Below are 10,931 nucleotides of genomic sequence, written 5' to 3' on the forward strand. Positions count from 1 at the left end.
CTGAACCTGGAAAATATTTAGTAAAAGGAATTTCACAAGATTATTACGAAGGAAAAATAGACATGACTTCTCGAAGAACAGCTTATTTTGTTTGTCCTGATTTTGGAGAAGATGTTTTTATTCCAACCAATAACTTAAATCACGCTTTAGACAAAGACATTGTAAAGGTTTATGTGTATAACAGAAGAAAAGGAAAACGTCCTGAAGGAGAAGTTATAGAAGTCGTAGAACGAGCTAAAACAGATTTTGTAGGAGTTATAGATATTCAGAAGAATTTTGCCTTTGTAAGTACTGCAAATCCTAAAATGTATACGGATATTTTTATTCCGTTAGCAAAAATTGGAGAAGCACAACAAGGCGATGTGGTTTTAGTTCATATCGAAGATTGGCCTAAAAAAGCAGATTCTCCTTTTGGAACTGTGACTAAAGTTTTAGGAAAACCAGGAGAACACGATACAGAAATTCATGCTATTTTAGCAGAATATGGTTTACCTGCAGAATTTCCTGTAGAAATAGAAGTTTTTGCACAAAAAATAGATACTTCTATTCAGGAAGATGAAATTGCTAAACGTCGTGATATGCGACAAACATTAACTTTTACAATTGATCCAAAAGATGCTAAAGATTTTGATGATGCACTTTCGTTCAAAAAATTAGAAAATGGAAACTACGAAATAGGCATTCACATTGCTGATGTTTCTCATTATCTTCAGGAAGGAACAATCCTAGATGAAGAAGCGTATCAACGTGCAACTTCAGTATATTTAGTAGATAGAGTTGTACCAATGTTACCAGAAGTTTTATCAAATTTTGCTTGTTCTTTACGACCAAACGAAGAAAAATATACGTTTTCAGCTATTTTCGAAATCGATGAAAAAGCAACCGTTATCAACCAATGGTTTGGAAGAACAGTAATAGATTCTAACCAACGTTTTGCATACGAAGAAGCGCAATATATTATAGAAACCAAAGACAATACAATTCCAGAAGAAACATCGATTACAGGAAGTTCTTATGTAGTTTCTGATGAAATTGTAGCTGCTACATTAAAACTAGATGAATTGGCTAAAATTATGCGTCGCAAACGTATGAATGACGGTGCAATTTCTTTTGATAAAGTAGAAGTAAAATTCAATTTAAGTGAAGACGGCGAACCAGAAGGTGTGTTTTTTAAAGTTTCTAAAGACGCTAATCATTTGATTGAAGAATTCATGTTGCTTGCCAACAGAAAAGTCGCCGAATTTATTGGTAAACAAAAGAAAACGTTTATTTATAGAATTCACGACGAACCAAATGAAGATAAACTATTTGCGATGCAAGCTGTTATTGCAAAATTTGGTTATAAAATAGATTTTAGAAGTGGTGAAATATCCAAAGCATTGAATCAATTAATGGAAGATGTAAATGGAAAAAAAGAGCAAAATCTAATAGATACTTTAGCGATTCGAACGATGAGTAAAGCGAAATATTCGACCGATAATATTGGTCATTACGGATTGGCTTTCGATTATTATTCTCATTTCACCTCGCCAATTCGTCGTTATCCAGACGTAATGGTGCATCGTTTGTTGCAGTTTTATCTAGACGGAGGTAAATCTGTCGATGAAGAAACGTATGAAACAAAATGCCAACATAGTTCTAATATGGAAGGTTTAGCAACCAATGCCGAACGTGATTCTATTAAGTACATGCAGGTGAAATACATGCAAAACCACCAAGATCAAGAGTTTTTAGGTGTTATTTCTGGTGTGACCGAATGGGGAATTTATGTAGAAATCATCGAAAACAAATGCGAAGGAATGGTTCGTATTCGTGATATAAAAGATGATTATTACACGTTTGACGAAAAACAATATGCTTTAGTTGGCGAAATTTCTAAATCTTTATTGCAATTAGGTGACGAAGTTTGGGTTAAAGTAAAAAATGCCGATTTAGTAAAAAAACAGTTAGATTTTAATTTCTTAAGAAGAAAAGAATAATTAACTATGAAAAAACTATTTATAATTACGTTTTTAGTGTTAACTAATTTAATTACAGCACAAGTAACAAAAAATGTTGGCGATTTTACTAAAGTTACAGCTTTCGATAAAATTTCGGTTCAGTTAATACAATCAACTGAAAATAAGATAGAACTAAAAGGAAAATTTGAAAACGAAGCTGAACTTATAAACAATAACGGCGAGCTAAAAATTAGACTTCCAATAGGAAATTTTTTAAATGGAGAAGATTTAGTTGCTCGTGTTTATTTTACAAAATTAGAAGGATTAGAAGCTAATGAAGGTTCTTACGTTTCTTGTGATACCGAAATTAAAGCCTTAGATTTTAGTCTTATTGCAAAAGAAGGATCTCAAATAAAAGTGATTGTCGATGCACAAAGAATTACGGTAAAATCATCTAATGGTTCTGTTATAAAACTATCAGGAAAAGCACAAAATTTAGATGCAGTTACTAATTCTGGAGGAAAACTAGAAGCAGAAAAATGCATTACTTCGCAAACTACAGTATCTGTAAATGCAGGAGGATTTGCAGATGTGTTTGCTACCGATTTAGTAGATGCAAAAACAAGAGCTGGAGGCACAATAACTATTTACGGAAACCCAAAACAAGTGAATGAGAAAAAAGTTTTAGGTGGACATATTGTAATTAGTAAACGATAGTTATTTTAAATTTTAACTTGCGTCATCGGAATAATAATTAAAAAACTTTATGATTCAATATATTTTAGGCAACGGAATCCCATTAGGAATATTTTTAAGTTTCATGATAGGACCAGTTTTTTTTGTACTTCTAGAAATTAGTATAACAAAAGGTTTTCGTGCTGCTTTAATCTTTGATTTAGGTGTTATTTTAGCCGATGTTTTTTTTATAGGCGTAGCTTATTTAGGAAGTTACAGATTAATTCAGAGTTTAAAAGATGATCCAGCGTTATTTATTTTTGGTGGAATTATCATGGTAACTTATGGTCTAATTTCGTATTTTAAATTACGTAAAGCACACAAAGCCGAAGTCGAAGAAGAAGCGGTCGAATTAATCAAAAAAGATTATTTAAACCTATTTATAAAAGGATTTTTACTCAACTTCATCAACATTGGAGTTCTAGGTTTTTGGTTATTAATCATTATTACTTTTGTACCTAAAATGCATATGGATCTTTCTAATGTTATTTGGTTTTTTACCACAGTAATTATCACTTATATTATTACTGATATTGGTAAAATACTTTTATCCAAGCAATTAAGAAACAAATTAACTACAGAAAATATTATAAAAGTTAAAAAAATAAGCAGTATTTTATTGATTTTTTTTGGTGCATTTTTATTATCTCAAGGCTGGTTTCCTAGTGACAAAACTTTTGTTACTAAAACGATTGAGAAGATCGAGAAGAAATAATTTACTTACAAACCTACTTCATGTAATTATTATTTATGAAAAAATTATTTGCATTACTATTATTGCCACTTTCATTTTACGCCCAAAATGATTCGATACATACAGTAAAACCAAACCTTTCTTTAATAGGTTTAAACCATTTAAATGTTGTTTATAGAGGAATTTATAACCCTATTTCTCTTGCTGTAAAAGACTCAAAACCATATAAAATAAAAGGTGACGCCCTTACTCAAGACGAAAACGGATTATATAACATTAAACCAAAATTCGGGAATACAACCAAAGTTTTGGTCGAAATAGAAACTTCCGACAGTACAAAAGTTTATGAAGAACACACGTTTAAAATAAAAGACCTTCCTTCGGCTGTCTTACTCGTTAATCAGAAAGGTTGTATAAACAGCGATTGTACATTAGAGATTCCTAATAAAGAATTATTAAACGCTGAAATAACAATTAAACTAATCGATTTTTTAATAGATTATAACATTACCGTAACCAGTTTTAGAATTTATTTAACCAACGAAAATGGTGATACTTTAGCTAGTTTTGATGTACAAGGAAATAAAATTTCTAAAGAGATTTATGATGAAATAAACAACAATAACAAAGGAACGATAATTATTATTCATAAAATTACCTTTACCTCAAATTTAAACTTGTCAATTGCTAAAACACCAATGATAAAAATAAGGAAAATCGCTTCAAAAATTAAGATTTAAGTCAGTAATACTCAAAATTTAAACATAAAAAAACCTCCAAATTTCTTTTAAGGTTTTAGAGGCATCTCCCGAAGCTTCGGGACGGATTCGAACCATATATTTAATTAATTTTTTCTAAAAATTATCCATAAAAAAAACCTCCAAATTACTTTGAAGGTTTTAGAGGCATCGTCCGGATTCGAACCGGAGTAGGAGCTTTTGCAGAGCCCAGCCTAGCCGCTCGGCCACGACGCCCTTTGTTTAGCGGATTGCAAATATAAGAAACTATTAATAATTAGCAATTGATAATTAACAAATTTTAAAAATTATCAATTGTTAATTATCAATTATCAATTAATTCTAGTTTCTATATTCTTCCATTTCAATCGTAACCGCTTCAACATCACCACCAATAGGGGGATTTAGCTTAGAAACAGCCACAATAATTCGGGAAACCGAAGCGATTTCTGCAAAGATTCTGGTTATAATTCTGTTAGCAACATGTTCTAATAAATGCGAACGAATCGCCATTTCTTCGACTACAATCTGGTTTAGAAGCACATAATCGACCGTATCTTTCAGGTTATCTGACAAGGAAGAACGTCGTAAATCGGTTTTTATTTCCAAATCTACTTTATAATCTGAACCAATTTTACCTTCTTCTATCAAACAACCATGATATGAAAAAGTACGTATGTTTTTTAGTTTTATAATGCCCATTTTGAGTTTATTTGTGGGTTTGTAAATTTGTTTATTCGATAATATCACTTAAATATTCGATTTTTGGTCATCATTTATCAAATAACCAAATCAACGATTAACCAAATAGCCAACATTTATTTATCTTTGCTAAAATTAAACATAATTATGTCAACAGAAGAAAAAGCACTCAATTTTATTGAACAAATTATAGAAGAGGATTTAAAAAACGGGTTGCCTCAAGACAAATTACGTTTTCGTTTTCCTCCAGAGCCTAACGGGTATTTGCATATAGGTCACGCAAGTGCTATTTGTCTAAATTTTGGTTTAGGAATCGATTATAATGCCCCAGTAAATTTACGTTTCGACGATACCAATCCCGCAAAAGAAGAGCAAGAATATGTAGATTCAATTAAGCGTGATGTAGAATGGTTGGGTTTCCAATGGGATACCGAATGTTATGCATCTGATTATTTCCAACAATTATACGATTGGGCTGTTCATTTTATCAAAAACGGAAAAGCCTATATAGATAGTCAATCTTCTGAAGATATGGCGATTCAAAAAGGAACACCAACACAACCAGGTGTCGACGGTCCATTTAGAAATAGATCTATTGAAGAGAATTTAGATTTGTTTGAAAGAATGAAAAATGGGGAATTCCCTGACGGAACACATATTTTGCGTGCAAAAATCGACATGACTTCAACAAATATGTTGATGCGTGATCCTATTATGTATCGTATTTTACACAAGCATCATCATAGAACCAGCAACGATTGGTGTATTTATCCTATGTATGACTGGGCTCACGGCGAAAGTGATTATTTGGAACAAATTTCACACTCGTTTTGTACCTTAGAATTTTTGCCACACAGAGAATTATACGATTGGTTTTTAGACCAAATTTTTGATAGTGCAAAAGTGCGACCAAAACAAAGAGAATTTGCTCGTAGAAATTTAAGTCATACCGTGGTTAGTAAAAGAAAATTACTACAATTAGTAAAAGAAAATCATGTAAATGGTTGGGACGATCCAAGAATGTCTACTATTTCTGGACTAAGAAGAAGAGGTTACACAGCAACATCATTAAGGAGTTTTGCTACCACAACGGGAATTGCAAAACGAGATAATTTAATAGATGTTTCGGTTTTAGAATTCTGTATTCGTGAAGATTTAAACAAAATTGCACCAAGAGTTATGGCTGTTCTTGATCCTGTAAAACTGGTAATTACAAATTATCCAGTAGATAAAGAAGAGTGGTTAGATGCTGAAAATAATCAAGAAGACGAAAGCGCAGGTTTCAGAAAAGTGCCTTTTTCAAGAGAATTATATATTGAAAAAGAAGATTTTCTTGAAGTAGCACCAGCAAAATTTTTTAGATTAAGCATTGGAAATGAAGTACGTCTTAAAAATGGATATATTATAAAAGGTGAAAGTGTAGTTAAGGATTCTAATGGTAATATTACTGAAATTCAAGCGACTTACGATACGGATTCTTTGAGCGGAAGCGGTACCGAAGCTAGTCAAAGAAAGGTTTCTGGAACTTTGCATTGGGTTTCTATTTCGCATGCTATAGAAGCGGAAGTTCGTTTATATGATAGGCTTTTTATAGACGAAGCACCAGATGCTCATAAAGAGAAAGATTTCTTAGAATTTGTGAATCCTGAATCTCTAAAAATAGTAACAGGATTTGTGGAGCCAAGTTTAAAAGACGTTAAAAACGAAGATAAATTTCAGTTTCAACGTTTGGGTTATTTCACGGTTGATAAAGACTCAAGTGCTTCAAAATTAGTTTTTAACAAAACCGTTGGACTTAAAGATGCTTGGGAAGAAAAAGGTAAAAAAGAAGAAAATTTATTGATGAATACTTTAAAAGAAATCAATAAATATGTAAAAGAAAAGGACGAAAATGCAGCTGAAATTATCTTAAAACCTATTATTGAAAACATAAAAAGTATTGATAATTATAGTTTGATTATTAACACAATTATAAAAAATATCAAGAACGATAATAATGCTTTATTGTTTGCGAATTTGGTTTTGAAACATTCTGAAAAAGTTTCGGCAAAAGATTTTGAAACAGATGTAATTTCAAAATTATATTCGATGTCATTAAAAAGTCAATTGACCTCTGTTCGAATTTTAGCTATTCAAAACTTAAAAAATGATTCAGAGAATTTTTCTAATTTTCAAACACAATTAGCAGAATTGAAAAATACGGAGAAAAACGAAAAGGTTTTAGAATTATTGTAAAATTTTAAATTATAGTTTTTATAAATAAAAAATCCACTTTCGAGTGGATTTTTCTATTATAGATATTTACAATTAAAAATTAAAAAACAATAGATTTTCCATTAAAAAAACGACACGCATAAATTAATTTTAAAACAATTAAAAAATGATCTAAAGTAGTTTTTGCGTTTCTTAGAAAAATAGTTCTTAAATCGCTTTATTTTAGCTTTTTCTTGTTTTGGAAACAAAAATTTGGATTTTAACCCTGATAGAAGTGGAAATCTTTTTGATTTTGTTTTTCTGAAATTTACAGCAGGACAAATGTTCCTAAAAACTCAAAACATCTGTTCCAAAAAAAAAGAGCTCAATTTCTTGAACTCTTTCTTAAAGTTTATAAAATAAGAAAATCTAAACAATTGGATTTCCTTCTTCGTCTAATTTAGAATCTGAAGCGTGAGTTGTATGGTGTCCAGATTTTAGGTTTTTTGTTTTACTTCCTTTTTTCATCATTTCGCCTACTTGCTGACTTGCAGAAAAAGAAGCTACCATATTGTTTAGCATATCACTTCCAGCTTGTGGTGAGTTGGGTAATAAAATTAAATTAGAATTTGCATCGGCTCCAATAGCTTGTAAAGTATCATAATGTTGTGTAACCACAATAAGAGCAGAAGCTTCTTGAGAGCTAATTCCTACTTGGTTTAGCGCATCAACACTTTCTACTAATCCGCGAGCAATTTCACGACGTTGGTCTGCAATACCTTGTCCTTGAAGGCGTTTGCTTTCGGCTTCAGCTCTTGCTTTTGCCACAATACGGATACGTTCTGCTTCACCTTCAAACTCGGCGGCTGTTTTTTCACGATCAGCAGCATTAATACGGTTCATGGCATTTTTCACCTGAATATCTGGATCAATATCCGTAATCAAAGTGTTGATGATGTCGTAACCATAAGTAGTCATAGCTTCGTTTAATTCGCGTTTTACCGCAATGGCAATATCATCTTTACGTTCAAAAACGTCATCTAGTTTCAGCTTAGGTACTTCGGCACGAACTACATCAAAAACATAAGCAGTAACCTGATCGTGAGGATATTCTAATTTGTAAAAAGCATCGTACACATTGTCTTTGATTACCATAAACTGTACGGAAACTTTTAGTTTTACAAAGACATTATCTTGAGTTTTAGTTTCGATAATAACGTCGAGTTGCTGAATTTTTAAATTAATTTTCCCAGCAATTCTATCAATAATAGGTAATTTTAGTTGTAATCCAGAATGGCGAATCCCAAGAAATTTCCCAAAACGTTCAATAACAACAGCGGTTTGTTGCTTTACTGTAAAAAAAGAGGATAATAGGATAAATAATCCGAAGACAAGAAAGGCAATAAAAAATGGATTCATAGCGGTTTTTTTAGTTTGTTATAGTTATTATACGTTAGTTTCTAACGAAAGTTACAAACTAATCTTCAAAATAATATTACTTTTGTATAAAATTAAATATTACATAATGAAAAAGATAATTTTATTTTCCGTTTTACTATTTACTATAATAACAGTTGCACAACACAGTCGTCGTGATGGAAACAGGATTGGAATAATGGGAGGAATCACCCAAACTACGTTAAAAACTTCTAACTTTGCTACAAAACCAGCATCTGGTTGGGTGGCAGGTATGGCCGTGAGAGGAAATTATTACAACGATTTTAGCGCCATTTTCGGAATGCAATTCTTCGAGAATAATATTACAGTAGCCACAACGAAACCTTTATCGTTTACTCCAGAAGAAGTAAGTTGCAAAAGTATGGGTGTTCAAATTCGTTTGTTAGCGAGTTATAATTTGATAAAAGATCATGTTTCTATCGATTTTGGACCAGTTTTACAAATAAACGACAAACTAAAAATAAACAGCAAATCCGAGACAAATAATGTTACTGGAACTTTGCTAACTGCTAAAGAAATTACGGATGTTACAAAGCTTAACGGAAATGCTTATGTTGGTATTTCTGCTGGAACAAAAAGAATTCGTGCTGTTGTTAATTACCAATACGGTTTGAATAATTTCTTGAACAATTTAAACAAAAGTGAAGAGTTAAAACTGAAGAATAACAATAGAGATTTTAAAGGAAACTTAGGTATTATAAGTGGACAGTTGTTGTTTAATTTATAAATAGCCTCCAATTTCAAAATATTTTTATTAGACTAACCCTCTCAGGGTTTCAAACCCTGAGAGGGTTGAATAAAACAGTTGTTTAATTTGTAAGAAAAATAGGCTTTAAAATATTTTCTCAAAAAAGCGAAATAGAAATCCGTCAAATGTTTACATTTGACGGATTTCTATTTTAACTTAACTAATTTTTATTATGAAAAAACTATTATTACTTTCTTTTTGTTTGATTTCTTTTTTTGGGAAGGCTCAAATTACTATCGTTGAGGATGTTTATGACAAAGAAAATAAGCCAGTTGATGTTAATTATTTAAAAAACACCCATGAAATTGTCGTTTTTAAAGGTAAAAAAATGGGTGGACTTATTGCGGCTTCTCAAGTTAATAATATTTATAGCTATGATTTAGAAGGTAAAAAATCAGTAATTGCAGAAAATGAAAAACTTTACACTTGCGCATATTCTACCTCTGGAAATACATTAAGGGTTTATGATATTTCAAAAGGTGTTTTCAAATCTAAAGAAAAATATTTTATTCAAAATAAATTTACAGATTTATATGTAGTAGACCAGACATACCCATTTTCTAGGTTTTTCCCATATACAGATAATCTTACCGATAAATTTACTTTAAAAGTAAAAAACCAAAAGAAAAAAGAGTTTTCTGATTTTGAAAAAGATGATTTTATTTTAACCGCTACTGACATAATAACAAGAGATCAAAAAACATATACCATAGAAAAGCCAAGTATTTCTAGACTAAAAGGAGATAATCTTATCGAAGCTAAAGAGAAATTAGGATTGAATTATAAATTAAATAACGACGAATCATTTAGTCTTATAACAAAATCTATATCAAAAGATTATTCTAAAATGACTATGTATAGAAGTAATTATTCAACTAATGACGGAAAGTTACAAAGCGATATTGCTTTTCAGATAAACTTAGATAACAAAACACTAATTTATTCTAATAATGGAGGGGGATTTATAGGTACAAATGGAAACAATAGAGCTTTTTTTGATGATGATTTATCAATTAACAATTTCATTACTGATTACAGCAATGGAGATGTTTACATTTATGGTTTGTACAGTGATAAAATTAGTGAATTAAACAAAGAAGCTAATCCAAAAGGTTATTATGTGTTCAAATTTGATAAAAATGGTGTAATTAAATGGAAATCTATTAACAGCATTGTTGAAAAAAAAATTAATGATAATTATAATATGCTTGCCGTTCAAACAGATTTATCAATAATTAATAATCAATTATGTTTTTATGCTTTTGTAAATACTAATGCAGAATTTTTAAGTTATGCTATTATTGATAAAGACTCTGGAAATCAAACCAAATCAAATAATATAGTTTTTCATGAAAAACAAACAGTAGGTGGTATGGGAGGCAACTTCTTATATTCTAGTTTAGAGTATGAAGATATAAAGGAATTAAATAACAAGAGATTTAATGTTAAAGGAATTATATCTTACGATTTAAACCCTAAGCTTGCTGATTATGTAAAGAGTGTTACTAATAAAAAAAACATTCTTTTTTCTACTCTTTTTACTGATATAGGAATGTTACTAATAGAAACGGATAATGATAAATATTATAAAGTTACTTATTTTAAAGATTAACAAAAAAGCCTCGAATTTAGACTGCCCCCAAAAAGTTAGACACTATTTGGGGGTATTTTTATGGAAAGAAAAGTCAAATATGATTATGCATTTAAGCTTGAATGCGTAAAAT

General features: G+C 30.5%; 9 protein-coding genes and 1 tRNA gene. 7 read left to right on the forward strand and 3 right to left on the reverse strand.

Annotation, left to right across the window (positions count from 1 at the left end; all coding sequences use genetic code 11):
• The 4 genes from rnr to ACHZC3_RS06790 all read left to right on the forward strand — a co-directional run.
• On the forward strand, positions 1-1,979 hold a 1,979-nt coding region (gene rnr / locus ACHZC3_RS06775; protein ID WP_394759116.1), incomplete at its 5' end, for a ribonuclease R.
• Between the two features lie 6 nt (positions 1,980-1,985).
• Complete coding sequence (locus ACHZC3_RS06780) at positions 1,986-2,657, forward strand: head GIN domain-containing protein (protein ID WP_394759117.1); 672 nt, start codon at positions 1,986-1,988, stop codon at positions 2,655-2,657.
• Between the two features lie 49 nt (positions 2,658-2,706).
• The gene (locus ACHZC3_RS06785) at positions 2,707-3,390 is read left to right on the forward strand and encodes a LysE family translocator (protein WP_394759118.1); all 684 of its coding nucleotides are present in this window, start codon (positions 2,707-2,709) and stop codon (positions 3,388-3,390) included.
• A gap of 35 nt (positions 3,391-3,425) precedes the next feature.
• Positions 3,426-4,109: a GldM family protein gene (locus ACHZC3_RS06790; protein WP_394759119.1), complete on the forward strand. Its 684-nt coding sequence runs from the start codon at positions 3,426-3,428 to the stop codon at positions 4,107-4,109.
• Between the two features lie 163 nt (positions 4,110-4,272).
• Here the strand turns inward: ACHZC3_RS06790 and ACHZC3_RS06795 are convergent.
• A tRNA-Cys gene (locus tag ACHZC3_RS06795) sits at positions 4,273-4,343 on the reverse strand.
• Between the two features lie 105 nt (positions 4,344-4,448).
• Positions 4,449-4,808 (reverse strand): dihydroneopterin aldolase, encoded by a 360-nt coding sequence (gene folB / locus ACHZC3_RS06800; protein ID WP_394759120.1) that lies wholly within the window; start codon positions 4,806-4,808, stop codon positions 4,449-4,451.
• A 147-nt stretch (positions 4,809-4,955) separates the two neighbouring features.
• Here folB and ACHZC3_RS06805 point away from each other — a divergent pair, with 147 nt between their 5' ends.
• The gene (locus ACHZC3_RS06805) at positions 4,956-7,043 is read left to right on the forward strand and encodes a glutamine--tRNA ligase/YqeY domain fusion protein (protein ID WP_394759121.1); all 2,088 of its coding nucleotides are present in this window, start codon (positions 4,956-4,958) and stop codon (positions 7,041-7,043) included.
• 387 nt (positions 7,044-7,430) lie between these two features.
• On the opposite strand, the gene ACHZC3_RS06810 is transcribed toward ACHZC3_RS06805, so the two are convergent.
• Entirely contained in the window at positions 7,431-8,420 is a 990-nt protein-coding gene (locus tag ACHZC3_RS06810) for an SPFH domain-containing protein (protein WP_394759122.1), read from the reverse strand.
• Positions 8,421-8,526: 106 nt separating this feature from the next.
• Between ACHZC3_RS06810 and ACHZC3_RS06815 the strand changes: the two genes are divergently transcribed.
• Both ACHZC3_RS06815 and ACHZC3_RS06820 read left to right on the forward strand, forming a co-directional pair.
• Entirely contained in the window at positions 8,527-9,186 is a 660-nt protein-coding gene (locus ACHZC3_RS06815) for a PorT family protein (protein ID WP_394759123.1), read from the forward strand.
• 193 nt (positions 9,187-9,379) lie between these two features.
• On the forward strand, positions 9,380-10,819 hold the full coding sequence (locus ACHZC3_RS06820; protein WP_394759124.1) for a hypothetical protein: 1,440 nt from the start codon (positions 9,380-9,382) through the stop codon (positions 10,817-10,819).
• Positions 10,820-10,931: the final 112 nt, after the last annotated feature.

Origin of the sequence: Flavobacterium sp., from assembly GCF_043720215.1 — a bacterium.
In the GTDB taxonomy this organism is placed as follows: Bacteria; Bacteroidota; Bacteroidia; order Flavobacteriales; family Flavobacteriaceae; genus Flavobacterium.